This window comes from Brochothrix sp., from assembly GCF_017549435.1.
Taxonomy (GTDB): Bacteria; Bacillota; Bacilli; order Lactobacillales; family Listeriaceae; genus Brochothrix; species Brochothrix thermosphacta.
In genome coordinates this window covers 1-26223 of the sequence record NZ_JAFYUW010000035.1, presented here as the reverse complement: position 1 = coordinate 26223, position 26223 = coordinate 1, and the positions used below count along the sequence as shown (strand labels likewise).

Annotated in this window: 25 protein-coding genes; 7 read left to right on the top strand and 18 right to left on the bottom strand. The window is 34.8% G+C overall.

What is annotated here, in order from left to right; all coding sequences use genetic code 11:
- Nucleotide 1 precedes the first annotated feature (1 nt).
- The 7 genes from acpS to IKV95_RS02265 all read right to left on the bottom strand — a co-directional run bounded on the left by acpS (nt 2) and on the right by IKV95_RS02265 (nt 7508).
- Nucleotides 2-355: a holo-ACP synthase gene (gene acpS / locus IKV95_RS02295; RefSeq protein WP_029090553.1), complete on the bottom strand. Its 354-nt coding sequence runs from the start codon at nt 353-355 to the stop codon at nt 2-4.
- An 83-nt stretch (nt 356-438) separates the two neighbouring features.
- Nucleotides 439-1896, bottom strand: coding sequence for a PH domain-containing protein (locus IKV95_RS02290; RefSeq protein ID WP_287451376.1), 1458 nt, complete (start codon nt 1894-1896; stop codon nt 439-441).
- Nucleotides 1889-2365, bottom strand: coding sequence for a PH domain-containing protein (locus tag IKV95_RS02285; protein WP_029090555.1), 477 nt, complete (start codon nt 2363-2365; stop codon nt 1889-1891). Before IKV95_RS02285 ends, IKV95_RS02290 begins: the two co-directional genes overlap by 8 nt.
- 285 nt (nt 2366-2650) lie before the next feature.
- Nucleotides 2651-4201 carry a degradosome RNA helicase CshA gene (cshA, locus tag IKV95_RS02280; protein ID WP_258176359.1) on the bottom strand — a complete coding sequence of 517 codons (1551 nt, stop codon included), beginning with the start codon at nt 4199-4201 and terminating at the stop codon, nt 2651-2653.
- Nucleotides 4202-4727: 526 nt separating this feature from the next.
- Nucleotides 4728-6092 carry a UDP-N-acetylmuramoyl-tripeptide--D-alanyl-D-alanine ligase gene (locus IKV95_RS02275; protein WP_069126279.1) on the bottom strand — a complete coding sequence of 455 codons (1365 nt, stop codon included), beginning with the start codon at nt 6090-6092 and terminating at the stop codon, nt 4728-4730.
- Between the two features lie 43 nt (nt 6093-6135).
- On the bottom strand, nt 6136-6369 hold the full coding sequence (locus IKV95_RS02270) for a hypothetical protein (RefSeq protein WP_029090558.1): 234 nt from the start codon (nt 6367-6369) through the stop codon (nt 6136-6138).
- Nucleotides 6370-6383: 14 nt separating this feature from the next.
- On the bottom strand, nt 6384-7508 hold the full coding sequence (locus tag IKV95_RS02265) for a DEAD/DEAH box helicase (protein WP_029090559.1): 1125 nt from the start codon (nt 7506-7508) through the stop codon (nt 6384-6386).
- A gap of 251 nt (nt 7509-7759) precedes the next feature.
- Between IKV95_RS02265 and gltC the strand changes: the two genes are divergently transcribed.
- Both gltC and IKV95_RS02255 read left to right on the top strand, forming a co-directional pair.
- A complete protein-coding gene (gltC, locus tag IKV95_RS02260) occupies nt 7760-8665 on the top strand; it encodes a glutamate biosynthesis transcriptional regulator GltC (RefSeq protein ID WP_029090560.1) in 906 nt (301 codons plus the stop codon).
- Nucleotide 8666: 1 nt separating this feature from the next.
- Complete coding sequence (locus IKV95_RS02255; protein ID WP_069126626.1) at nt 8667-9755, top strand: iron-containing alcohol dehydrogenase family protein; 1089 nt, start codon at nt 8667-8669, stop codon at nt 9753-9755.
- Between the two features lie 53 nt (nt 9756-9808).
- Here the strand turns inward: IKV95_RS02255 and IKV95_RS02250 are convergent, their stop codons facing one another.
- From IKV95_RS02250 to IKV95_RS02235, 4 genes are read right to left on the bottom strand one after another with little or no spacing between them, the layout of a single operon-like run.
- Nucleotides 9809-10855: a sensor histidine kinase gene (locus IKV95_RS02250; RefSeq protein WP_029090561.1), complete on the bottom strand. Its 1047-nt coding sequence runs from the start codon at nt 10853-10855 to the stop codon at nt 9809-9811.
- A 16-nt stretch (nt 10856-10871) separates the two neighbouring features.
- Nucleotides 10872-11546, bottom strand: coding sequence for a response regulator transcription factor (locus tag IKV95_RS02245; protein WP_036026733.1), 675 nt, complete (start codon nt 11544-11546; stop codon nt 10872-10874).
- Between the two features lie 17 nt (nt 11547-11563).
- Nucleotides 11564-13486, bottom strand: coding sequence for an FtsX-like permease family protein (locus IKV95_RS02240; RefSeq protein WP_287451375.1), 1923 nt, complete (start codon nt 13484-13486; stop codon nt 11564-11566).
- Nucleotides 13461-14240: an ABC transporter ATP-binding protein gene (locus IKV95_RS02235; protein WP_029090564.1), complete on the bottom strand. Its 780-nt coding sequence runs from the start codon at nt 14238-14240 to the stop codon at nt 13461-13463. The genes IKV95_RS02240 and IKV95_RS02235 overlap by 26 nt, the downstream gene beginning before the upstream one ends.
- A 154-nt stretch (nt 14241-14394) precedes the next feature.
- Between IKV95_RS02235 and proC the strand changes: the two genes are divergently transcribed.
- The 3 genes from proC to IKV95_RS02220 all read left to right on the top strand — a co-directional run bounded on the left by proC (nt 14395) and on the right by IKV95_RS02220 (nt 16330).
- Nucleotides 14395-15192 (top strand): pyrroline-5-carboxylate reductase, encoded by a 798-nt coding sequence (proC, locus tag IKV95_RS02230; RefSeq protein WP_069119223.1) that lies wholly within the window; start codon nt 14395-14397, stop codon nt 15190-15192.
- Nucleotides 15193-15505: 313 nt separating this feature from the next.
- Nucleotides 15506-15640: a hypothetical protein gene (locus IKV95_RS02225; protein ID WP_256084907.1), complete on the top strand. Its 135-nt coding sequence runs from the start codon at nt 15506-15508 to the stop codon at nt 15638-15640.
- A 228-nt stretch (nt 15641-15868) separates the two neighbouring features.
- A complete protein-coding gene (locus tag IKV95_RS02220; protein ID WP_069119221.1) occupies nt 15869-16330 on the top strand; it encodes a universal stress protein in 462 nt (153 codons plus the stop codon).
- A gap of 122 nt (nt 16331-16452) precedes the next feature.
- Here IKV95_RS02220 and IKV95_RS02215 read toward each other — a convergent pair whose 3' ends face one another.
- The 6 genes from IKV95_RS02215 to IKV95_RS02190 all read right to left on the bottom strand — a co-directional run bounded on the left by IKV95_RS02215 (nt 16453) and on the right by IKV95_RS02190 (nt 24018).
- Nucleotides 16453-17658 (bottom strand): acetate/propionate family kinase, encoded by a 1206-nt coding sequence (locus tag IKV95_RS02215; RefSeq protein WP_069119219.1) that lies wholly within the window; start codon nt 17656-17658, stop codon nt 16453-16455.
- A gap of 26 nt (nt 17659-17684) precedes the next feature.
- Nucleotides 17685-18677, bottom strand: coding sequence for a class I SAM-dependent methyltransferase (locus IKV95_RS02210; protein ID WP_069136647.1), 993 nt, complete (start codon nt 18675-18677; stop codon nt 17685-17687).
- 328 nt (nt 18678-19005) lie between these two features.
- On the bottom strand, nt 19006-19497 hold the full coding sequence (tpx, locus tag IKV95_RS02205; protein ID WP_029090569.1) for a thiol peroxidase: 492 nt from the start codon (nt 19495-19497) through the stop codon (nt 19006-19008).
- A 79-nt stretch (nt 19498-19576) separates the two neighbouring features.
- Nucleotides 19577-20791: a tRNA uracil 4-sulfurtransferase ThiI gene (gene thiI / locus IKV95_RS02200; RefSeq protein WP_029090570.1), complete on the bottom strand. Its 1215-nt coding sequence runs from the start codon at nt 20789-20791 to the stop codon at nt 19577-19579.
- A gap of 3 nt (nt 20792-20794) precedes the next feature.
- Nucleotides 20795-21934, bottom strand: a complete 1140-nt coding sequence (locus IKV95_RS02195; protein WP_119904757.1) for a cysteine desulfurase family protein — start codon at nt 21932-21934, stop codon at nt 20795-20797.
- 374 nt (nt 21935-22308) lie between these two features.
- Nucleotides 22309-24018, bottom strand: a complete 1710-nt coding sequence (locus IKV95_RS02190; protein ID WP_029090572.1) for a septation ring formation regulator EzrA — start codon at nt 24016-24018, stop codon at nt 22309-22311.
- A gap of 185 nt (nt 24019-24203) precedes the next feature.
- Here IKV95_RS02190 and IKV95_RS02185 point away from each other — a divergent pair, with 185 nt between their 5' ends.
- Complete coding sequence (locus tag IKV95_RS02185; RefSeq protein ID WP_029090573.1) at nt 24204-24647, top strand: GAF domain-containing protein; 444 nt, start codon at nt 24204-24206, stop codon at nt 24645-24647.
- A gap of 228 nt (nt 24648-24875) precedes the next feature.
- Nucleotides 24876-25478, top strand: a complete 603-nt coding sequence (gene rpsD, locus IKV95_RS02180; protein WP_029090574.1) for a 30S ribosomal protein S4 — start codon at nt 24876-24878, stop codon at nt 25476-25478.
- A 257-nt stretch (nt 25479-25735) separates the two neighbouring features.
- Here the strand turns inward: rpsD and IKV95_RS02175 are convergent.
- The coding region (locus IKV95_RS02175; RefSeq protein ID WP_353734604.1) for a CpsB/CapC family capsule biosynthesis tyrosine phosphatase at nt 25736-26223 on the bottom strand (488 nt) is incomplete at its 5' end.

Genomic DNA, 26223 nt, shown 5'->3' with positions numbered 1-26223 from the left:
ATTACCTCTCTTCTAATATTACCTGTGCCATTGCTATAGTGCTCGTATGTGTGATAGACACGAAAGCGTTCATTCCAAATGGATGGGTTATTACTGGTTTTCCACCTTTTTCATTCAATATTTCTAAATCTTGAAAAGAACATTCAGGGCCAATACCTGTACCATATGCTTTTGAAAAAGCTTCTTTTGCAGCGTAACGCCCTGCTACAAACTCAATAACGCGTGTCCCTTTCAACTTATTACAGGCTAAAATTTCCGCCTCAGTTAACACCCGAGATGCAAAACGCGAATTGCGTTCAATCAATTGTGCAATTCGATCAAGATCCACAGTATCTATACCTATACCAATAATCATTTAAATACCTTCTTTTCCTAGTTTACCAACACTATTTGTCATAGTAAAGGCTTTTAGTATGACTTACTCACTTCAACATTAATTTATTTTTGACTGAACCAATTATAAATTTTTTGTGCTTCTATATTTTTTAAATATTGCAAACTCACCTCATATGAAGTCGTTTCTTTAATAGCCAATCGTACATGTTTAAAATCATTTTTTTCCATCCAAATTGAATCCTTAAAATACATCGCTTGTATTCTATTACGATTAACGTATAATTTTTCTGTTGTAAACCAACCAATCACTTGAAAAACCAAAAAACGTCCTGCAATTTTATAGCCACTATAACGTCGTTGTATAATATACTTTATAAAAAACAGCAGAGGTAACATTAACAAGAACCATGCCCATGGTTTGGAAATAAAATAAATACCAATTAAAAGTGGTGCGTATAACCATAAAATACGTGTTAGAAAGAACGAATGTAATGTCCTTAAAGCTAATCCTTGCTGCACTTCAGGAAATGTCATCATTGGAAAAACTTTGCTCATAAATCCTTCTATTTCATTTTCTTTAATAAGCGGCATCACATATTTATCTGTCCCCTCAACTTCACCAGCCTGAATGACTGATATGCTAGCATAGCCTAAAAAATGTGCAATGATCCCTTTTTTTATTGAGACGGCTTGTACTTTATCATAGCTCACTGTTGTTTTATGTCTTTCAAACAAGCCGCGTTCAATTACAAAGTAGCCCTCATAGCCATGTAACGTGAAATTATAATACTTGATGTAATCACTCACTAATGCAATTAACACACTTATAAGAAACGCCAGCAAAATTAGGACGATAATTGTTATAACGCCATAATTAAATAATCTTTCAATTTGTGCATCGATATATTTTTCACCTATGTAACTTTGCAACTGGTTTATAATCCCAATTAAAACAAATAAACCTATATATGATTTTAGAGAACTTAAAGCATTTATAATAATATTTTTAAATGGCAGTGTTTCTTCCCATACTGTTTTCTCAACATTTTCGATTACACTCTCATTTGATCCTTTATTTACTTCATGTAATTCACTCGTTTTTTTACTATCTACTGCTTTTTTACGATAGTTTTTAATTAAATCAATATCGCTTGTTTTAACAGCATTTAAGACAATCGTCGATTCACTACCAGCAACTTCTATCTTCGCTTGCACAACATCAAATGGCTGATAAAAAAACCATTGTTGATCATGGATGGATTGAATGCGCTCATATGGCATAAATTTATGTTCTTTCACGAAAATCCCCTCATACTGATGAACACCATCTTCAGCGACTTCATAATAACGAAAGAAGTAACTTACTAATTTTAATAACAGCAATACGATTAAAACGATTGAACCTCCATATACTAAAAAACCACTTACTGTTTGTTTTATAACAACGTTAAAAAACAACATCGCTAAGAGAAACCACCACGTTTTAATAAATTCAAAAAACAAAATAAACAGCTGAATTGGATGCTCTCTTTGACGTGTTTTTGTATGTATATTAGACATCCTCAACAGCCACCTTTACCAACGCAATAATTTGATTTCGTAGTTGTTCTGCCTGATTTTCTTCTAAACCCAAAATAGTATGTACAGTTGCTGCAGTATGGATATCAACCGTCATTAGACCTGCCTTCCTAAGCAATGGGCCCTGAGTTGTTTCAACATGTTGAATTCGTACCATCGGTATAAGTTCACGATGTCTAAAAATAATACCGTAAGCTATTTCAAGTTCTTCCTCACGAATCTCAAATCGGAAACGATGCCAACGCAAAGAATTAATTACTTTATCCTCAACAAAATACAATAATAACAATATAACTAAACCGATAGATCCCCAATAGTATGACCAATCAAACAAATAAGCTAGCGTTAAGTAGGCAATAGTAAGGACAAAAAAAATCGCCATCTCGATAAAAATAACTTGTCGCCACACTTTTTTTATTATTACTGGTAATTGATTCTTTAAAATTTCCACATATAACATCCTTTCTTTAATTTAATTCTAGATGATATTTTAACAAAGTGCAACATTGGTTTCATTCTAATCATCTTGCTCATATTTCAGTAAAATACAGACATTCTCTTTTCTATCTATCTAAATCATTTACATTTCTAAGTTTCAACAATTATACCTTTTCTATGTTTTCATTACAATAGGTCATCTGCACAACAAACATTTATGAAAGGCGCTTTATCCAAAAAAATTAACGTGATAAAACAAAAAAAGAGCCTAGTTAATCACTAGACTCTTGAATGTTAATTATTTTTTAAATGAACTACGTTCGCCTGAGCTACGACGTGAACCGCCGTTTCCAGCTGGACGTTCACGACGAGCGCCGCCTTCTTTACGATCACTTGAAGCGCCGCCACCTGAGCTACGACGTGAACCGCCGTTACCTTTGTAACCGCCGCCGCCTTTGCCGCTGCTGCTAGTACGTTTACCTTTGTATCCGCCGCCTTTGCTGCCACGGTTTCCTCCACCGCCACGGTTAGGCAATGGACGCTCTTCAGTAATATGTACTGGTGTTTGATCTGGAGTTTTAGTTACTAATGCAAGCATTGCAGCAACTGCATCTTCAGCAGAAACACTTTCAAGCAAGTCACGAGCAGATGTAACATAGCTTTCTAAGTTACCTTTACGTACTTTATCCATTACTTGCTCAACTGACTGAGTCAATTGGCTAGAAAATGCTTGATCTTCTGTTGGTGGCTCAAGAGGAGTCATACGTTTCTTAGTTGTTTGTTCAACAATACGTAAGTAACCTAATTCACGTGGCGATACAAATGTAACAGCCATTCCTTCTTTACCTGCACGACCAGTACGACCAATACGGTGTACGTATGATTCTGGATCTTGCGGAATATCAAAGTTATAAACGTGAGATACGTTAGAAATATCTAATCCACGAGCAGCAACATCAGTTGCAACTAAGATATCAATTTTACCTTCTTTAAATTTACGCAATACACTTAAACGTTTAGCTTGCGTTAAATCACCATGAATACCTTCAGCGTTGAATCCACGCATATCTAATGCACGTGAAACTTCATCAACACGACGTTTTGTACGGCCGAAGATGATAGATAATTTTGGTGCTTGTACATCTAAAAGACGTACCAACGCTTCAAATTTTTCTTTTTCTTGAACTTTAACGTAAAATTGTTCAATTAAAAGTGCTGTCATTTCTTTAGCTGCAACACGTACAACTTCTGGTGATTGCATGTAACGTTCAGCGATACGACGAATCGGATCAGGCATTGTTGCTGAGAATAACAATGTTTGACGTTCTTTAGGAATTTCGCTAAGGATTGTTTCGATATCATCGATGAATCCCATGTTCAACATTTCATCAGCTTCATCCATTACGACAGTTTCAACATTGTTTAATTTCAATGTTTTACGACGAATATGGTCTAAAACACGACCTGGAGTTCCGACAACGATTTGTGGATTTTTTTTCAACGAACGGATTTGGCGACCAATGTCACTACCACCGTAAACTGATAATACACGTGCACGTTTGTCAAAGCTTAATTTGTAAAGCTCTTCAGCAACCTGAATTGCTAACTCACGTGTTGGTGCAATAATGATAGCTTGAACGTTATCATTTTTAGGATCGATTTTTTGAATAAGTGGCAAACCAAAAGCAGCAGTTTTACCTGTACCTGTTTGTGCTTGTCCAATTAAATCTTTTCCTGCAATTGCTAATGGGATTGTTTTTGATTGGATTGGTGTAGCTTCCTCAAACCCCATGCGTTCTACTGATTTTAATACGTTTTCATCTAAACCTAGTTCTGAAAATTTAGTCAATATATTCTTCTCCTTTATGGTGCAAAATTGGTATTAAACCATCTACTCAGGAGAGCTTCTGTATGATCTCTTCTACAATTGTCACTGCTTTTACAGCTTAAGTTTTTATCCATAATAAAAGCTTGGTCTCTGATATTGCGTACCAAGCAAATGTGTCTCACAGTAACTACTTATAAACTAATATTCACTCAAAAAGCCCTCGCCCTAATTAGCTCGGCTTACTAATCTATTCTAATAATAACACGTACGAGCATTCATTTCAATATTTTTTGACTAAAGAATGACATTTTTACATTTTTTTTCATGTTTTTTATGAAAAGTGTTGAATTAACTTTCATAATACTAATCAATACCTGCTTATCTCTCTTATAATGAAAACTGGTACTAAAACAGTAGCACTTTTACAACCAATCACGATTATTTGTTTGATTATTCGTATAACTAAACAAAGGCAATACGACCAATCTTTCTTTCCATATAAAAAAGCATATTGATTGGAAATCATCAACATGCTTCTCTATCCTGATTATTTGGCTAAGTGGGCAACGACATTATTTAATCTCATCGAATTTGAGCCTTTAAATAGAATCATTTCATCACCACTGACACTAGCTTCTAAAGCTTCTGTCAATTTGTTTAAGTCAGTAAAGTAATGTACTTTTTCTGCTGATAATACAGATTTAGCTGCTTCTGTAAAATAAGACATATAAGGACCATATGCAAACACTTCATCAATCTCTTCAGTTAAAGAATCCGCAATACCCGCATGTAACATTGGTGACTGTGCACCTAACTCCAACATATCGGCTAGTACAATAATTTTGCGACGATTTGTTTTGATGTGTTCGAATGTTTTCAACACAGCTTTTAAAGCTGTAGGACTTGAATTATAAACATCACTTAACATTTGGATGCCATTTCTGCCCTCTATCCATTCCAAGCGATCAGAGGTACGGCCAATTTCATATAAACCTTTTTGAATATTAGCGACAGATACACCTAAGCGGCGCGCTGTTAAAAAAACCGCGAGTGCGTTATACACATTATGTTCGCCAACAATCGGCACATGAAATTTAATTTTGTCGGTTAGAGATGTTGTGAAATCAGTAGAATCCATTGACGTTTCAATACTCGTCGGATAAACAGTATTGTTCTCAGATTCACCAAAACTTTCACGTTGAAAAACAGCTTCACCAACAAGTCGTTCCTTTAATAATGGATCATCTGGATAAATTAATAAACCATCAGCAGACAAACCTTCTGCTATTTCTAGCTTTGCGTCCGCAATTCCTCCACGTGATTTTAAGTACTCAAGATGTGCTTCACCAATATTTGTAATGACCGCTATATCGGGCTGTGCAATTGCAGTTAAAATGGCAATTTCACCTGCATGATTCATACCCATCTCTAAAACGGCAACTTCAGTATCAAGCGGCATGCTTAAAATAGTATACGGCACCCCGATATGATTGTTGTAATTCCCTTGTGTTTTATGTACTTTGAATGTTGTTTCAAGCACGCTTGCCATCATGTCTTTTGTTGTTGTTTTACCATTACTTCCTGTAATGCCAACAACTTTTGGATTGATTTTTTCAAGATAACTTTTCGCCAATTTTTGCAATGCGACCAATGTATCTTCTACAATTATCAGTGCTAATCCTGTCGGTTTTTCAACAGTCGAATCCGCTTGCCAAAAGGAAGCGTATGTTCCTTTTTCACGAGCATCTTCAATATAAGCATGGCCATCACGCTCACCTACGAATGGTATAAATAAGTTCCCTTTATTAATCTTTCTAGTATCAAATGAAATACCTGTAATCTCAATTGAGTTGTCACCTTCAACGATACCATCAACCCAACGTGCAACTGTTTGTACTGTTTCTTTAATCATTTTATATTACTCCCTTAATAAATTCTAGCTATCTTTTATAGTTCTAGATAAACCATGCAATAAAGAAAGATACAATTAGCCATAATAATGTAAATAAAACAATTGTAACTTCTCTGTTGCGGAAAAATTTCCCGAAAAAAATACGGATAAAAATATAGAATAACATGATTCCCCATAATACATAGAGTAGGCTATCTGGAAAAACTGGAATATGACTAAAGAAGATTCCAAAACCTGTCAAAATCATTATAATAATTAACATTAACAAATCTAACATCTTACATTACTCCCTTATTTCGTTTTTTGAGGGTCAATTAGATGTCCAAATTTAACAATTTGCTCAATCATTTTAACATCATTTTCTTTTACCATCTGTTTCAATTCGCGCGCTTCTCGGTCAGTCACAAGACTAATTGCCGCACCTTGTTCGCCCATTCGACCAGTACGGCCACTGCGATGAACATATTGCGTCAAACTTTGCGCCATATCAAATTGAATAATTGCTGGTAAATTCGGTAAATCAATCCCTCGAGCAGCAACATCAGTTGCTAATAATAAAGAAGTTTCACCCTTTTTAAAATCACGAACTGATTCTTGACGTTGTAATTTGGATAAATCGCCATGTAATGCAGAAATTTTAACACCATCGTGGTTTAATTTTTCATATACAGTGTTTAAACGACCAATTGTATTTACAAACACGATTGCTCGCATGTTTTCTACTTGCGCCAAACGATAAAGTGTTTTTACCTTATCACGTGGATTAACTTGAATATAGATATGATCAATTGTGGTAGGCATTTTAGCTTCGCCTGCTACCACTTCAATTTGTTGACTACTTTCAACTTTATCGAAAAAGTTATCCAATCGCTCTGAAGTTGTCGCAGAAAACAAACTGATTTGACGATCTCTATTTGCTGATTGACAAATAAAACGTGTTGTTTCTTCATGTTCTTCTGTCAGTAAAACATCCGCTTCATCAATGGTAATATATTTTATTTCATGCATTTTTAATTTTTTTTGTTTGATTAATTCTTCCACGCGACCTGGAGTTCCAACAAGTACCTGTGGTTTTTTCTTTAATTTCTCTAATTGACGCTTAATGTTTGCGCCTCCACCCAAAGTTGTCATTGTTACACCATTAATTAAAAATGGACGAATAACATCTGCAATTTGGACAACAAGTTCTTGCGAAGGTGCAAGAATAAGCCATTGGCATTTTTTCTCATTAGTAACACGACTCAAGTGCCCTAAAGCATAAGCCAATGTTTTACCAGTTCCTGTAGGAGCTTGTGCTACAACATCAGTTCCTGTCATTAATGGTTCGTAACTTTTTATTTGTATTTCTGTAGGTTCGTTATATCCTAACGCTTTCCATTTATCTTGCCATTCTGACGGCCAGTTTGTTTGATCCATTTAAAAATAACAACCTTTCTTTACTCAATTCTTCTACTTCATTATGACAGAAAGACTCAAATATTGCATTATTTTATTAAATGTCATCTCACCTCGTTTCAAGTATAAGTAATACTGCTTATATTTTTATTACCCAGTTAAAATGTTTGAAAATTCTAACTAAATAAAAAATTTATAAAAAAAAGCTAGTAAGTTATCCCATTTTGCGATAGCATGTATATAATTAATCGATTTTAAATGGGGGGATTTTTTTGGAATTACGGCAACTATTGTACTTTGTCGAAGTAGCAAAACACGAACATATGACAAAGGCTTCTGAACAACTACACGTCGCTCAATCAGCCATCAGTCGTCAAATTACAAATCTAGAGGATGAGCTTGGTGTTGAGTTATTTAATCGCATGGGCCGCAATCTACATCTTTCTAAAATTGGAAACCTCTATCTATCACAAGTGAAAATTGCATTAAATGAACTTAAGAAAGCTGAGAATATCGTTTCAGAATATGCTAATCCTGAAATTGGTACTGTTAAAATTGGCTTTCCTACTTCGTTAGCAACAAATTTATTACCTACACTCATCTCATCATTTCGTGAAAAATATCCGAATATTAATTATGAATTTGTGGAAGGTTCTAATAAAGAACTCAACGAAAATTTATTGAGTGGCAATTTAGATTTAACATTTTTTTCTCCTTTACCGATAAAATCAAACTTCATTGATACTTTCACTTTTTTTAATGAGAAATTAAAACTTGTCATTCCAAACAATCACCACTTAGCTCAAAAAAAACAAGTAAACCTGGTTGATTTAAAAAATGAAAAATTCATTTTTTTTCCTGAAACTTTTTCATTATTCACTGATATTACATCTGCTTGTGAGAGTGTTGGTTTCCAACCTGAAATAATTTTCCAAAGTGCTGACCTACATACAATCAACGGCTTAGTCGAAGCTGGTTTAGGCGTTGCCATCTTGCCTGAAATTATTTTAGCTGATAACAACCCAAAAGATTCTCACATTATTGATATAACCAATCCTGCACTCTCACGTACCGTTGGTATTGGCTATACATTACAACGACGATTATCGCCGAGTGAACAACTGTTTAAAGATTTTTTGATTTCTTATTTTAATGTAGATATTGAGGTGGCTAACTAAAATGTTAATGAATCTAAATCCAAGACCGGCACCACAAGAGTATCTTTGTAGAGAAGGTGCCTACGACACACTCCCAGAAAAATTAGCTGAACGTTTTATAAAAAAAGCTATTTTAGTGCACGGCACAAAATCAATGGCTGTAGCTCAACCATTTCTTCCAGTATTTGATGATATTGTTATTATACCCATCGCATTTAATGGGGAATGTTCAGAAGAAGAAATACAACGCTTGGTTAGTTTATGTGCATCTGAACAAGCTGATGCAATCATCGGATTGGGTGGGGGCAAAATTATGGATACGGCTAAGGCTGCGGCTTACCGTTCTGGTGCACTCCCAGTTATTCTACTGCCTACAATGGCGAGCAACTGTGCTGCTTGGACACCGCTCAGTGTTCTTTATACACCTAGTGGTAATTCAACTGGTTTTGAGGTCTATCCTCAGCAGATATCGCTATTATTGATTGAACCACGAGTGATTATTAATTCTCCCATTCCCTTTTTTATCGCTGGCATTGCTGATACACTTGCAAAATGGTACGAAGCTGATGCGATATTATCGCAAATTAACGAACCAAGTTTAGCGCTTGATTTTTGTCGTTATGCCGCACAGATTTGTCATGATATCCCCCTTGCTTTAGGTGAAAAAGCTGTTGAAGATATGCGTAATAAACAGCCTACCTCCACTTGGATCAAAGTGATGGAAACCAATATAATGGCTGGTGGCCTTGTTGGTGGTTTTGGAGACGAGTACGGTCGCACCGCAGCTGCCCATCCAATCCACGATGCACTTACTTTGCGAGCAGAAACACATCAGTTCTTACATGGCGTAAAAGTAGCCTATGGCGTTCTTGTTCAATTAGCAATGGAAGGTAAATGGGATGAAATCGATCGTCTTTCCACTTTTTATAACACTTTCAACTTACCGCGTTGTTTAGCAGATTTAAATCTCAATCATTTAACCGACAACGAGTTGCTTATTATTGCAAATAGAGCATGCGAACCTGGTGAAAGCATTCATTTCCTACCAGGAGAAGTAACGCCTCAACTTGTGGTGTCAGCGATTCGTAATTTAGAAAAACATAACTATTAAAAAAACAGCAATCTCACATTTAGTGACGATTGCTGTTTCTTATTATTGAGCGTTCAATAAACCTTCTCATTTTCAGGCATAAAGTACTGTTCTTTTGTTTCAAAAATAATACTTACTGTCGTACCCACACCTTCAATTGATTCTAACGAAAGCACATGACCTAATTTTTTCGACATTTCCTTAGCGAGATAAAGCCCCATACCTGTTGACTTATAAGTGTTTCGCCCTTGAATCCCTGTATAGCCTTTTTCAAACACACGCTGGTGGTCTTCGATAGGAATACCAGGACCTGTATCGCTTATCATCAATTTAGCCTGTCGTCCATCTGCCTCCAAACAGCAAGATACTTCTCCACCTTGAGGTGTGTATTTAACTGCGTTTGAAATAATTTGATCACATACATAACTTAACCATTTCGAATCTGATCTAATCCAAATTTCAGGGACATTTATATTTAATTTGATACGCTTATTTATAAAGGCTGTTGCCTGACGTTTGATAGCATCTTTAACAATACGTTCAGCATTAATTTCTGTAATTAAATAATCGATTTCAAATGAATCTAATCGAGAAAAATAGAGTGACTGCATGGTTAATCGATCCACTTCATTCATTTCAGAAAGCAACTGTTGATAAACTTTTTCTGGCAATACTGCCTTATTATCTTTTAAAATCATTTTACTTGCGATGATAGGCGTTTTAATTTCGTGTGCCCAATAAAGTGCATAATTTTGCTTCTCTTTATCTTTATCAATTGATTTCGAGACATAACGATGATAGTTCTTCACTTGTTGTCTAAAAGAACGCATAAACATTTTTTGTTGTGTCGAATGTCCTTTAGGCAAGGCTGCAATATTATCTAACGTTTCATTTGTTGTTAAGACTTCATTTATTTGTCGCCAAAAACGATTCATTTTTAGATAATCAACAACTAAGTAGAATAATGTTAAACACAAATAAATGAACATAAGATAATGATAATCACCCAACCGCATAATATTCCCTGGTTGTGTTAACAAAAATACCAAAATAAACACAAACAAAACAGTAGCATAGGCTAAAAATGATTTTTTTTCTTTTAAATATTGTAAAATAGTCATACTGTTACGCCACCTTTTATTTCAAAATGTAACCTTGACCTTTCTTTGTTTGTATACGATCATGTATTCCAATTTCAGTTAACTTTTTACGCAAACGTACAATGTTTACCGTCAATGTATTATCATCAACAAAACTTTCATCTTCCCATAACACTCTCATAATTTCATCACGAGATACAATTTTAGTTTGATTTTGCATCAAAGTATACAATATCAAAAATTCATTTTTAGTTAAGTCTATTTTATTGTTCTCATAACTAACAACGTTTGTATCAATATGTAAAAAGAGGCCCTCTTGTTCCATCACAGTTGGTTGTTCTAAATCCTTATATGAATAAACCCTTCTTAACAATGCATTCACCCGCGCCATTAAAATATCCATATCAACTGGTTTTTCAATATAGTAATCAGCTCCCATATTCATTCCCATGATTTGATCCATTTGAGAATCACGTGAGGATATAAATATAATAGGGACATTTGAAATATCTCGAATTTGTCGACACCAATAAAAACCATCAAATTTAGGCAATGTAACATCTAAAATCACAAAGTGTGGTTCGATATCTAAAAATTCTTTTTTTACATTTTCAAAATCAATCACGGTGTGAACTTCTAGTCCCCAGCGCATTAAATTTTGTTTCATCGATTCTAAAATAATTGGATCATCTTCTACAATGTATACTTTCATTATTACCCTCCTATCTTTTATATGTTTGTTCTCATTTCTGGTGGACAGACAATTTTTAAATAATGATAAACAGCCATTACATAGTAGCATAAGTATATCACTGCATAAATGCTTAAGCTAAATACAATGGAAATATCAAATTGAAAACCTAACAATTTAAAATATGCAAACAGTGCAAATAAACAATGACTCATTGCTATAAAAAGTGGCACAATAAAGATAAAGCCTAATTGTTTAGCTACAATCATACGCATTTCTTCATAAGATACGCCCATTTTATAGAGTATTTTATAGGTTTGAATATCCTTAGTCGCATCAATTATTTGCTTGAAATAAATGATAGTTCCAGTTGTTACAATAAAAACCAATGATAAAAACAAACCAATATACAAAATCATTCCGAAAGTCAATTTAGACCAATTTTTATCTTCTTCGATAGATATGACACTCGCCCCATGATAGTGGCTAACAACTTCATTCATTTGTGTCACCAATTCACGACTATCCGTAAACGGCTTCAAATTAATATAATATACCGGTGTTGCCTTTGTTTTTTGCGAGAGTTCATAGTAAAGCTGATTACTTACCACCAGTATACTATTATAAGGACTAAAAACATTCTCTTTCTCCCTAATTTCAGTCGTTTTCAAATGAACTTTTTCATTGCCAATTTTATATACCACACTTTTTTGATTAGCAGAAAAATTTATCCCTTCATTATTTTTGCTATACAAAAAGATACTCTCATTGCCTAATATTTTTTCACTTGGTCTAAAATTAAATTTACGAGCAATTTTATGATAATCTTCCCATGGTATAACACGTATATTATAAGGGTTATTAACCATTTTAGGTACTTCTATATCTCCTGTTAAAAAGCTGGTATGTATTTTGAAATCGAGTTTTCTTTGATCTACTTTCGCAAGTGCTTCATCGTACATTTTGGGATTTCCATTTAACAATTGATAATTAATCATCGGATTATTTCTCACATCAATTGTTGTTTTATAAAACAAACTATTCACAATACAAAAGGCGGTCATTGTCACTGCACTTAATATCGTTATTGTTGTTATCATTATAACTTGTGAGTGCATTCTAGAACGTAACTGCTCAATCCAAATCATGTTTGTTCCGCGGTAAACATAAATTTTCAGTGTTGCTAATACGGTCAATAGTAATGGAAAAAGCGATTGAATAACAAAGTATGTGCCTACACAAACCAATAGGGTAACCAATGGAATCCATAAAAATAGAGAGATGTTTAAAATCTTTTCTCCTTCGGCATCAAACAAACAAGCAATCGAATAGCCAAATAAAATAAGTACCAAACCAATCGTACTAAACAAAACGGTCAAGTAAGGCTTGTATTTCTTTTCCTTCGGTTGAATCAAGTTAATGATGGGAAAATTTTTCACACGATACATTCCCGTTACTGCTGTTAAAAAAATTAAACTTGTAAACACAACCACTGTTTCAATTAAAGCTGGATAAGAAAAAGAAAACCCAGATGCTTTATCAAAACCCACAAATTTAAATAGAATCATCGTCGCTAATTTTGAAAAGAAAACCCCACATAACAAACCGCTACACAAGGCAATCAAGCTCATCGTAAATGTTTCAATAAATAATGTCGCACGTACTTGATATCTTCTCATTCCTAATAAAAAATAAGTGCCGATTTCTTTTTTTCGCTCTCTTAGGAAGTAGTTACTAGAAAAGAAAATGAAAATAGCCATTACAAAAAATAGTACGACAGCCGACATATTAAAACCTAACTGAATATAATTGGCATTATCAAGATTATTTAAAAGCTGGCGATTATATTTTAGATTTGAAAAGATAAAATAGATGGCTGTTGCAAAAATAAGCGATGTTAAATAAACACGGTACACACCAAAACTGCGCTTAATATTACGTAAGGCCAGTTGAAAAATCATCTTTTGCTCCTCCTATTACAGCTAGTACATCTAAAATACTCTTCAAAAAGGCTTGTCGTGTGCGCTTACCTTTGTATAATTCTGTAAAGATAGTACCGTCTTTTATAAACAATATGCGCTCACAATAACTAGCCGCATAAGCATCATGTGTCACCATTAAAATCGTTGTTTTTTCAACCTTATTTCTTTGAGCCAAAAGTTGTAAAAATTCTGTCGATGCATTTGAATCCAGCGCACCCGTAGGTTCATCTGCAAATAATATTGCTGGGGAGGAAATAAAAGCACGTGCTGCTGCCGCTCGTTGACGCTGTCCTCCCGATATTTGTGAGGGTAAGCGTTCAGAAGTATCTTCGATATGAAACGCTTCAATCGTTTTTTGATAACGTCGTTCTATTTCACTTTTATTAAATTTAAGTATCGTTAAGGGCAAAATAATATTTTCTTTGATTGTTAACGTTTCAATTAAGTTATATTCTTGAAAAATAAAACCCAATTTTTCTTTACGAAATTGCGCCATTTTCTTTTCTGTTAAATTTAAAAGGTCTACGCCATCAACAAAAACCTCACCACTAGAGGCTTCATCAATTGTCGATAATATATTAAGAAGCGATGTTTTCCCTGCTCCGGATGGCCCCATAATTCCTACAAATTCACCTTTTGGGATATCAAATGAAATACCATTAATTGCTGTATAAAGCGCATCATTCTTACCGTAGATTTTTCTAATATGTTTGACTGATAAAACTGGTTCCATTATTACCATCCTTTCTTACTATTTCTATTCTATCTTTTTTTTAGTTTTTTTGCATGTTTTTCTATTAATTACCAGCAATTTCAACTGCTAGACAATCCCGCTTTAAACGTGTAAAGTAATGAAAAGAAGATGAGTTTAAGGAAGGTGTGAGTCGATGCAAACGATTGGTTTTATTGGCGTTGGTAACATGGGAGGCGCAATTGCAAGAGGTTTAATTTCAAAAAATATCATTAGTCCTAACAATTTAATAATGTCTGGTGGCTCTGGCCCTCGTACAGCTAAACTACAAGCAGAGATTGGCGGTACCCTTTTAAGTAACATCGAAGTTGCAAAACATGCAGATATCTTATTTATTGGTGTTAAACCAGTCATAATGCCTGCTTTATTAGCAGAAATTAAAGAAACGCTAGCTGCACGTCCTAACACATTGATAGTCACAATGGCAGTAAGTTTAACAATCGATTGGTATGAAGAACAACTCTCATCAACAATCAAACTTATTCGGACTATGCCGAATACGCCAGTTGCCGTTGGAGCTGGTATGACAAGTATCATTCCTAATGGGAATATTTCACCGAACGAACTGACCTCTGTACAAGCATTCTTTAATGCGTTGGGCAAGACAGTTGTGATCGAAGAACGATTAATGGATACAGCTTCAGCACTCGCGGGTTCATCACCTGCCCTTGTTGATATATTTATCGAAGCTTTAGCAGATGGTGCAGTTGCAAAGGGCTTACCACGTGCCCAAGCTTATGAGATGGCTGTCCAAACAATTATTGGCAGCGCAAAATTAATGCAAACAACACAGTTACATCCTGGCGAATTAAAAGATCAAGTGTGTTCTCCAGGTGGTACAACAATTGAAGCTGTTAAAACATTAGAAAAACATAATTTTCGTTATGCTGTTATCGATGCCATTGGCCAATGTGTTGATAAGGCTAAAAAATAACTTTTATTTAGTAGTCACACATCATTTTGTGTGACTTTTTTATTATCTCTAAAATTATTATTACTTTATTTATAGCTTTCTTATTTGGTCAATTACTAATGATATTACTGACTGTGACAGTCTTTAAAACATTTAATTTCATAAAAAAATAAATTAAAAAGCATTCTATTTTAAATTAGGGGTTTACTTTTTTATAATTTCGGGTATAATACATATACAGCTGATTAATACGGAACTTTGATTTCGAACCCGCCTTCATTCGAATTCGAATTTAGTCAGACCTGTTGTATATCAAAGAAAGGAAGTGCTAAGTATGATTTATACTAATAACACTAAGAAAGATGTTATTTTAGCGCGTAACAATGATGAATTTCGTCAGTTATTGAACGGAATGATTCCTAACCCAAAAGAGTCGTCATTAATACGCAAACAAAAAGTAATTAAATAAATTGCTCAGTCCTCCTATTACATTGATAGGGGGCTTTTTTTATTACTTGGATACACTCCGTCTTTTTTCCAATAATAATCCATAAAAACAAAACAATTAATTTTGTTTACTACAAACAATGATTACATAAAAAAATTCATCTGATTTTTTTAACAAATATGCTATTTTACTTGAAAAGGGGTATAATACAAGTGAAAGATAGTTTAACTAATTAAGGGGGAAACCACCATGACATTATCTTACGAACGAATCTTAGTAGCTATTGATGGATCAAAAGCATCAGAACAAGCTTTTAAAGAAGCAACTGCTGTTGCTAAAAGAAATAATGCAACATTAGGTCTCGTACATGCAATTGATACACGTGCTTTTTCAGCAGTTACTTCATATGATGGAGCGATGACAGACAAAGCAACAGAATATGCTGAAACACTCTTAACAGAATATAAAGAATCTGCTATTAAAGAGGGCCTTGAAAATGTAGAAATTTTCATTGAATACGGTTCACCAAAAACTGTTATTTCACGTGAAATTGCTAAGAAATTCAAAGCTGACCTCATTATGTGTGGTGCAACCGGTTTAAACGCTGTTGAGCGTTTACTTGTCGGAAGTGTTACTGAGTACGTTATTCGTCATGCACCATGTGATGTTTTAATTGTAAGAGGCACAGCTCCAGACGTAGAAACTGTTTAATATTTAATAAAACAGTTGTATATCCCAAAAAGCACAACATGTTGACATAAATGTCATTATGTTGTGTTTTTTTATAAAAAAATCCTAACGATATCACTATCGTTAGGAGAAATATTGTTTAATTATTTTTCATTTTGAACAGTCACAACATCACGAGCGATTTCTACTTCTTCGTCAGTTGGGATAATTAATACTTGAACTTTAGAAGCATCCGTACTGATTGAACGTGCTGAATCACGGTTTTCATTAGATTGGTTCAACGCTTCATCTAATTCAACTCCCATGAAACCAAGACCTTCGATTGCGCCACTTCTTACAACAGCACTATTTTCACCAACACCTGCTGTGAATACGATAGCATCAACGCCACCCATTTCTACTGCATAAGCGCCAATTGTTTCTTTAATACGTTTGATAAAGATTGATAAAGCTAATTCTGATTGATGAACGCCCTCTTGTGCAGCAGTTGTTACATCACGTAAATCACTAGAAAGTTCAGAAATACCTAGTAAGCCTGATTGTTTATTAAACACGTCAATAACTTCTGCAGCTGTAAGGTTTTCTTTTTCCATTAAGTATGGAACAACTGCTGGATCCAAGTTACCTGAACGAGTTCCCATTGTTAAACCTTCTAACGGCGTAAAGCCCATTGAAGTATCTAACGATTTACCATCTTTAATCGCACAAATACTTGCACCATTACCAATGTGACAAGAAATAATACGTAAATCTTTTACATCTTGTTTCATGAATGTTGCTGTTTCTTTAGAGATATAGTTATGGCTTGTACCGTGGAAACCATATTTACGAATACCATGTTCCTTATAGTAACGGAAAGGAATACTGTATAAGAATGATGTTTCTGGCATTGTTTGGTGGAATGCAGTATCAAAAACGGCAACAGTTGTTGCTGTTGGAATTGCTTCTTGGAAAGAACGAATACCTGTTGCATTAGCCTTGTTATGCAATGGTGCAAATGCAGCTAACTTATCAATTTCTTTGAGAACTTCTTCAGTTACAAGCGCTGAGCTAGCAAATGTTTCACCACCATGTACAACACGGTGACCAGTTCCTGTAATTTCATCAAGGCTCTTAACAACATCAAGTGAGATTAAGAATTCAAGAATCATTTTTACTGCTTGGTCATGATCTGCAAGATCTAACGTTTGTTCATGCTTTTTACCTTCTTTAGTTTTAATTGAAATTACTGAATCTTTTAATCCAATACGTTCAATTAATCCTTTAGCTAATACTGTTTCACTTGGCATTTCAAATAATTGAAATTTTAATGATGAACTACCTGCGTTGACTGCCATAATTTTTTGCATTTTTAAATTACCTCTTCCATTCTTTTTTAGTTGTTTTTAAACCATTCTTCTAATTTTTTTATAATTGCTAACATTTTTTTTGCATCTGATAAGTTAGGCAATTGTGAAATAAGGACATCTTTTGCGGGCTGTACTTCTTCACTTTTTTTACGGAATACTACGATACTTTTAACTGCTTCTTTTTGTTTGAAAAGTGAGTCTGGTAATTGTAACACCATCTCTAAAGAGCCATTTTGTTGAACATAAGCGTTTAACTGCTTGCCAACTTCACCAGCTAAAATGTTAGACGGGAGAAGTAAGACTGCATGTCCACCACTTTTCAAATAATTGAAAGCTTGTTCAACGAATAACAAGTGAGCAAACGAGTGACCTTCATCTTGACGTAATTCAAAGTTTTTTGCTCCCTCATCATTCGGATAATACCCAATCGGCAAATCACTCACTACCGCATCCACAGGATCAATTAATAAGTTACTTAAACCGTCTTGGTGAATCAATCGCATAGGTGTGTGTTGTAAATTCGCCCCTGCATAAGAAAGTGAAACGAGTAAATCATCAACTTCGACACCGGTCATAGAAATTGACTCGCGCTCTTTCATTTGATTATGAACCGTCATCAACAAGTTACCCGTACCCACTGCAGGATCAAATATTGTAACATCCTTTGTATTGGCTGTGAATTTATCAACCAAATAACCCATAATAAACCCAATTGAATCTGGCGTCATTTGATGATTTGTTTGGATTTCATCCTCACGTAAACCCTTCAACAATACAAGTTGGTAAGCACGACGAATTACTTCAGCTGGAACTTCTTCCAATTGAATATTGTTATATTGTTCTAATAACTTTTGAGAAAGTTCTGGATTCATATTTTCTTGCAGAACTTTATGTTCGAAAATATTTTCTGCTGTCTGATAAACAGCCTCCAAATAAGTAATACCCTCTGCTTTTTTCAACGGTTCTATTGCTTGATCTAGTTGTTCGAACAATTCTTCAAACTGAATATCCTTTGACATACTGGTGCACCTCTCCTACTTCTACAATCTTCTGCACATTTCATTATTGTAACGACAATAAGCACTATCCGCAAGTGATACAAGCGAATTTTTGCCCAACAATTTCTAAATGTTTCTTTTTATAGACACGTTTGCGTATAATTAATACGAATCGACTTCATTCATTATAATAGCAGAAATCGTATAATGTTTCTATGGTTACCGCTGATTTTATGCAAGTCTTTCTAAATCAAAAATAAAAACTCTTATATACTAGCCTTAACAAACAAAAAAACTCAGTACTGCAACAACAATTGCTGCAGAGTACTGAGAAATTAATTCGAAATATTTATGCGTTTTTAGCCGCTTCGATTGCTGCTTCATAGTTAGGATGATTTGTAACTTCATCTAAATATTCAACATAAACAATTTCATCATTTGCATTGATAACAAATACTGCTCGACTTAATAAGCGTAATTCTTCAATCACTACGCCATATGCCAATCCAAATGAAAGTTCTTTATGATCAGATAATGTTACTGCATTAGGTAAACCTTCTGCTGCACACCATCTTTTTTGTGCAAATGGTAAATCGTTTGATATTGTCAAAACAACTGTATTTTCTAAGCTACCACCATCAACGTTAAAACGACGACTCTCTTGTGAGCAGACGCTTGTATCTACAGAAGGAACAGCTGCGATTAATTTAACTTTACCTTTATAATCAGCAAGTGTTTTTTCTTCTAATCCGTTATCTAAAACGCTGAAGTCTGGTGCTTTGTCACCTACTTTTAATTTGTTTCCGAGTAATGTTACTTCTCCGCCTTTAAATGTTGTCATGTTGAACATCATCCTCTCTTCTTTTAATTGCTACATCCTTATTATACGAGGTATTACACCCTAATTGCATTTATTTTGCCTATAGTAAGCCTTCAAATTCTTCAGAAGTCGCACTATTGGCTTCAATTGAGACAGTAATCGTTTCAACATTAGCAATTGCTTCTGCCATTAACGTATCAAAATCAACTTTTGATTCAAAGCGTTCTACCTTGTCTAAGCGAGGTTGTGTTTTTGGTTGCTTAGGAGTAAAGATTGTACAGCAATCTTCAAACGGCTGAATCGATAACTCAAATGTATCAATTTCTTCAGCAATTTTAATAATATCATTTTTATCCATTGTAATTAACGGACGTAGTATCGGTGTACTTGTCACATCATTAATCGCTAGCATACTCATCATTGTTTGTGAAGCAACTTGACCTAATGATTCACCATTAACAATTGCTAATCCATCATTTTGACGGCGAATTTCATCTGTTATACGCATCATAAAACGACGAGTAGACGTCATAATATAACCTTCAGGAATACGTTGTTTAATTGTTTCTTGAATTTTTGTAAAAGGTACCAAATGAATTTTAATATCCCCTGTATAACGCGTTAGTTTTTGCGTTAAATCAATTGCTTTTTGTTTAGCGCGTTCACTTGTATACGGAGGGCTATAAAAATGAACAGCTTCAATTTCAACACCACGACGCATTGCTAAATAACCTGCAACTGGACTATCAATCCCACCTGACAGCATCAACATAGCTTTTCCAGCAGAACTAACAGGCATACCACCTTGTCCCATGACTGTTTCAGATGAGATATAGACACCCTCTTTACGAATTTCAACTGTAATTTCAATATCAGGATTTTTCATACGAACGGCAATATCATCGTTATACGCATCCATAATCGCATCTCCGACCATTAAATTAACATCATTCGTATCGAAAGGAAATTCTTTATCCGCGCGTTTAGTTCGTACTTTAAACGATTGTCCTTCTTTATAATGACGTTGCAATAACGCAACTGCCATCTCTTTGATTTGTTCGATATCTTGTTCTACCTTGATTACGGGACTATAACTTTGAATCCCAAACACCAAATGTAATCGTTCCATTATTAATTGATGATCGGCACCATTCAATGTAATAAACAAACGATCTCGCTCTGCATTAATCTTCACTTCTGGTACATCTTTTAATAATTGATGGACACTACTTGCTAAGCGTCGTACAAACACTTTACGGTTATTTCCTTTTGTTGAAAGCTCGCCATAACGAACCAAAATACGATCATATTCTATCATTTATTTCACCACTTCATTTAAATTTTTGATGACACGTGTTATTGCTTGTTTAACTTTTACCATCTCAGAAGCGCTTGTATCGTAGTTAAAACTAAAACGAACTGCGCCTTTCGCTTCTTTGTTTGGAATTTTCATCGCCATTAACGTGCCATCACTTGTTGGAGATTTTGATGAACATGCACTGGTTGTTGAAATATAAATCTCTTCTGCTTCTAGCGCATGTACAAAAACTTCACCTTTTTGTTTCTGAACACTAAAACAACAAATATGTGGTGCACCTTCTGTTGATGAATAAACTGTTACGCCAGATATTTCTGTTAACCAGGCAATAAAATCGTTCTTTAATGCAGCTAGTTGCGAAACTTCTGTTTTCATACGTTCCATTTCCATACGCATTGCTTTTGCCATTGCAACTACAGCGGCAACATTTTCTGTACTGCTTCTAAAACCGGCCTCTTGTCCACCACCATGCAATAGTGGCTCAATTCGAAGATAACCTGACTTATAAAGTAGTCCCGCTCCACGCAGGCCGTGAAACTTGTGTGCTGAGGCACTTAATAAATCAATGCCCATTTCTTTAATATTAAGTGGCACTTTTGATAATGACTGTACCGCATCGACATGAAACAACACATGATCATATTGTTTTAACACCTTTCCAATTTCTGCAATCGGCTGAATACTTCCAATTTCATTATTAACATGCATAATCGATACTAAAATTGTATCTGGACGTATACTCGCCTCAACATCAGCTACTGCAACATGTCCTGTTTTATCAACTGGCAAATAGGTAACTTCAAAACCATTTTTTTCTAAAAATGCCATTGTATTCAAAACAGAAGGGTGTTCCATTTTAGTTGTAATCAAATGCTTCCCACGATTTTGGAATGTCCAAGCAATACTTTTAATTGCCATATTATTACTTTCGGTCCCACTAGCTGTCATGATTAATTCATTTTCATCAACTGCTAACAGTTGTGCCATTTGTTTTTTTGATTCTCGATAAAGCTTTTCAACTTTACCACCTAATCCATGTAACGATGATGGATTAGCAAAATATTGTGTCGCGACCTGCCCATAAGCTTTCACAACTTCAGGATAAGGTTGCGTTGTTGCACTATTGTCCAAATAAATCATTTCTATCACCTTTCTTTACACAACAATGCCAGATAAACACTATGTTTTATCTGGCACCAGACTGTAGATAAAAGCTGTTCAAGGTCGTCACTCCTTGCTTGCTCGGGATTACGTACTATAAGTACGCGCACCGTCACGCGCTCGTCGTTCCTACTATAACAGCATTTCTATCCAGCCTTCTCATATCATAGTCAAAGTCGCTTAAATCATCTTCAAAGAAAAAACAGTTTTCGAGACTTTGTATACAATCTGATGTCAGATAAACACTCTGTTTTATCTGGCACCTTCATTCTACTTATCTTTCTAAAACACAACCATATCAGTCTTTAAATTACCAACTAATTTTATACGACTTCAACTAAAATATCAATCTTTTAATAATGATAATTTGTATTTGCAAGTTGTTCTTCAACACGTTTAACTGCACCTGCTTCAACTTTTTCTAAACTTTTAGCAGCAATCTCTAAAGCTTTATTATAATCATGTTCGTCATCATAATAACCTTCTGCAACTTGTAATTGCATCGCTAATTCTTGATTTTTAAAACGGTAGCGGTTTGCATATTGAATAACACCTTCAACTAGACGAGCATTTTCAACCATTTCATAAATACCTGATTCAACCCCGTCTACTCTGTTTGCCGCCTCATTCCACAAACTGTTCATCGCGCTTACATTAATTGGTGTTTCTTCTAATGAAGCATTTAATGAACCTACACTGATATAAGCCTCTTCGATTGATTCTTTTAAATCAGTCGGCACACCGGGTATACGACAGCGTTGGATATAACTTTCTAATTTTAAAAGACGGTCAATATAACTGTTAGCTTTTGCTTTAGCTGCTAATTCATCTTTGCGAATTTTTTTCAATTGTTCACTGTATTCTTGTTGCAATACTTTATTTTCAGCAATTGTTTCTTGTAAAGCAACAATCAATTCAGCGATACTCGAGTGATCAACAGTGCCTTCTGAAAAGGCAATTTTAGCCTGCTCATAGTTTTGTTCTGCACGCTTTAAGTTTTTGCGCATGCTCGCTGGTTTAGCAGCTGTTTCTTCACTTAATTCATATTTTTCAGAAACTGTTTTTGCTTCAGAATAAAGCATCTCAACAGCATCTTGCTCCATTTTCAATTGATGCTCTGTCTCCAATTGTTCATTTTCAACAAATTGTCGCGCCACAGCTTCTGCTTCCAATTGATCATAAAGACTGTTAACTTTCTCTGTAATACGTTCAATTTCTAAAGTCGCTTCTTGGTTATCACCAGAAGATACCAATGATTCTACACCTTTAAGTTCTTCTTTAAAACTTTCAATCGCTTGATCACAATTGATAAGGTTAAGCGAATAGCCCTGCGCTTTCATACCATTATAACCACGTGAAAGTTGAACGAATTCATTAGGCAATTCATGATTTAATTTTTGTAGGAGTGGTGGAATTTCTTTGATTTGTGTTTCCAAAGATGTAATATGCGCTTCAATCGTATCTTTATTACGATAGTACTCAAGAAAATCACCCATATTATATTGTTCATTCGCTTGTGTAATTTCTTCACGCAAACGCTTCTCTTCACTTTCAAGTCGTTCTATTTGTGAACCAAATGTATACGCTTGTGTTAGTAATACTTTACGTGATTCTATCAACTTATCATCAGCTTCTTCTAAAGAACGTTCTACCTCAGCATGATGTTTAGTTAAACGATCAAGATTCTTTGTAATAGTATCAATTTCTTTTTCCATACTATCTAATAATCTTTCAGTTTCTAACGCTGTCGGTTTCACTGATGTAATACGAAACATCTCATTATCTTGCTCCATTTCATGAAGTAATTCCTCCACTTTCGGCAAGTTTTTATCGATTAAGTGCTCCCAACGTTGACGTTCACCCTCAAACGCTTCTTTTGTTTCACCACTAAGTGCAATCTTTTTCACTGAATTTAGTTTATCAATGACAGGTCGATCGAATAATACTTTTTTCCTAATTTCGAGTGCTTCAATTAATTTATCCGCACGACGTCTCATCATATAAAATACCACTAAGATGATAATTACAATGACGATAAAAACGATTAAGACTTTTAAAAACATGGTCATCCCCCTGTCGTTAGCTTCATTAATGTATACCATTATTTTTTTCGATTTTTTAATTTTCAAATGTCCATAGACATAGTCTATAATAACACTATTACGTGAAAAAATAAAATGTTAGAGCTGTTTTTTTCAGACTAATAGTTATGTTTTAACCGTATATTTATTTATAGGAGGGATTTTTAATGACAGATTCAAAGCAATACGAACGTTTAATCAAACAAACCGAGGCACTCTTGATGGGCGAAAACAACTTAATCGCCAACATGAGCAACGTCTCTGCTTTACTAAACGAAACACTTGAAGATATTAACTGGGTTGGTTTTTACCTTTATGAACAAGATGAACTTATATTAGGACCCTTCCAAGGTAAAGTTGCCTGTGTCCATATCCCATTAGGAAAAGGCGTGTGTGGCACCGCAGCAGAAAGTCTTGAAAGTATCGTCGTTCCAGATGTAAATGCTTTCCCCGGCCATATTGCCTGTGACAGTGCTTCTTTATCTGAAATTGTTATCCCTATTGTTAAAGATAACAAATTAATCGGTGTTTTAGATATTGATGCCCCGATTAAAAAGCGTTTTTCTGACCATGACAAACACTATTTAGAGCAAGTAGTTACATATCTTTAAACTGTAGAGCTTGACTTAACAACTACATTCGGGTTATACTAATCATTGTGTAAAATAGTGCAGCTGATGTGTGGCTGCTAGGTCAGTATTTCATTCCCGTTTTAACAACGAGGTGTATCGTGTAACCTGCGGCTGCATGGTGAAGGTATGTAAAGATGAAATCCGCTAGTAGTAAATCATATCCGTATTTGTTTTATGCTAAAACAAATTCAAAGGAGGAGTCTCTCAATGGCTCGTTATACAGGTCCATCTTGGAAATTGTCTCGCCGCTTAGGCCTTTCACTTCTAGGAACAGGTAAAGAATTAGAAAAACGTCCGTATGCTCCAGGTCAACATGGCCCTACGCAACGTACAAAATTAAGCGAATACGCTTTACAACAACAAGAAAAACAAAAATTACGTCACATGTTCGGTATAACTGAACGTCAATACCACAACACTTTCTTACGTGCTGGTAAACTACAAGGTAAACAAGGTGAAAACTTTATGATCCTTTTAGAGCAACGTTTAGATAACGTAGTATACCGTTTAGGTTTAGCTCGTACTCGTCGTGGAGCTCGTCAATTAGTAAACCATGGTCATATTTTAGTCGATGGTAAACGTGTTGATATTCCTTCATACCAAGTAGATCCTGGTCAAGTTATCTCTGTTCGTGAAAAATCACTTAACAACTCTTCTATTAAAGAGTCTTTAGAAGTGGCACCAGCAGTAGCTGAATACTTAACTTTCGACGCTGAAAAAATCGTTGGATCGTTAGTACGCTTACCAGAACGTTCTGAATTACACCCAGAAATTAACGAAGCGTTTATCGTTGAGTTTTACTCACGTTAAGCAACACCGTTATATTCGAAAAGCCATTCCTACGGGAATGGCTTTTTTTGTTACTGACATTGTTGCGAAGAGATGAGCTTACAAAGACAGTATGGGTGCAGTTATCGTAGCGGATTTATCGCTTTACGAGAACAGTATGGGACGGAGCGAAAGCGAGTACCACTCCTTGTGTTAATGTCCATCAAGTCATTAACAGTCTTTTAAAAATAGCTTATAAGCGTAACCTTCTTTAATAAAACAGTTACACCCTTTCCCACTTACCATGAGTTACTTGTTTCAATCATCTCATTTTTTAGAAGTTGAATAGCGTTTTTTTCAAAATAATTTATTTGATCTTTCATTTGTTTGGTAAAAAACCATTTCTTAATTTGTAGACTATTAATTGGCCGATGAGTGGTATCATGAGCATCTGTTGCAATAAAATGAATCAACTCTTTTCGAATAAGTGTTTTACTGATTTTTTTAAAATTCGAATTGAAGGAGAGGCTTTTCCAAGTTAATTGTGTATATACACCTAAATCAATAAAGGCGGTTAATTTATCAGGTTGTTGTTTAATGATACTATTCCGTTCAGGGTGAGCAATAATTGGTTTATAACCTGATTGAATCAACTGTGATACAAGCGTTAAGCTGTATAAAGGGATAGCCGAGGTGGGTAGTTCAATTAAAACATAGTTGCTATCAGCTAAAGTAATTGCTTCTCCTTGCTGCAACTTTGTTAATAGTTCTTCATGTATTCTCAGCT